The sequence below is a fragment of the Pseudomonas sp. SF2 genome, from assembly GCF_036858055.1.
GTDB lineage: Bacteria > Pseudomonadota > Gammaproteobacteria > Pseudomonadales > Pseudomonadaceae > Aquipseudomonas.
In genome coordinates, this window is the sequence record NZ_JAMBDI010000058.1 from 1 (window position 1) to 1012 (window position 1012).

Sequence of the window (1012 nt, forward strand, 5' to 3'; positions counted from 1 at the left end):
CCAGATGGTTGCCATGATCAGCGCTCAAGACGGAAAGTTGACAGGATCTCATTGTCCTCATCCAACCCTTGATTGACGTTGTAGGCTAGATGCAGTGAGACATGATTTTGGGTGCCTAACGTGTTCTCGAAATGAAGAACTAAGCCAGCACCTGCAATGTGGCCGGTCGGGACGATTGGAAAAACGTCCATTCCTTGGTCGTTACGGAGTGCGCTCAAGCTTCCTGACCATTCACTTACTCCAAGCACGAAGCCAGGCAGCAGCACTGTGAACTCAACGGTTGGTTGAGGTGTGGCTACTTCGTTGCGAGTGATTGCTGTCCAGCTTGGCGGAGACCAGTGATTGTTATGATGCCATCTGGTGTCGACTTTAGTTATACCGAGTGATTGGGCCTGCTCGGCGGATAATAGTTTCGGTCCGTAATGCTCACTATGCCAAGCTTTGATTTCTGCTTGTAGCGAGGTGAAAGCAGGAAGTTTATTTTCATAGTTCAAGGTGATCTCAGGGCGCGCCTCCCCATCGTTGTTGCGATTACCGAAGACGCTACGTGCTGCCCAAAACTCAATTGGGCTGTGAAGTCGCTCATGTGCCTTGGCATGGAGGTAGAGACCTCCTGCAATGATTGCTGTTCCTACGAGAACAAGGGCAGCTGCGGCCCATCCGGCGAAGGGCACAACCGATGTAGCACCCGCAACAGCAAGTCCGGCTTCAAGGACGACAGCAGAGCCAATAGCCATGGTTAATCCGCCAGCAATTGTGTATTTACTGGCAGTAGAGTCACCGTTATTGAACTGGCGAAACCCCTTGGATCCATCAGAGAACAGACTAAATACTATTGCAGGATATCCTGCTAATCGCGCAAACAAGTTACTGCTTAAGAATTTTATAATCCCATTTCCAAAGGCCATCCCAGGGGCGGTTGAACTTAGCCTGAGCATCACTGCTTTCTGCGTTGCCCGCACGCTGACTAATGTCGCCGATGCAGCACCAGTCACCCCGAAAATCGATGAAG

General features: G+C 50.8%; 1 pseudogene. It reads right to left on the reverse strand.

Annotated features, from left to right (window positions below):
* Positions 1 to 17: 17 nt before the first annotated feature.
* Positions 18 to 1012: pseudogene (locus M2S36_RS23545) on the reverse strand (T6SS effector BTH_I2691 family protein); the annotation flags it as partial.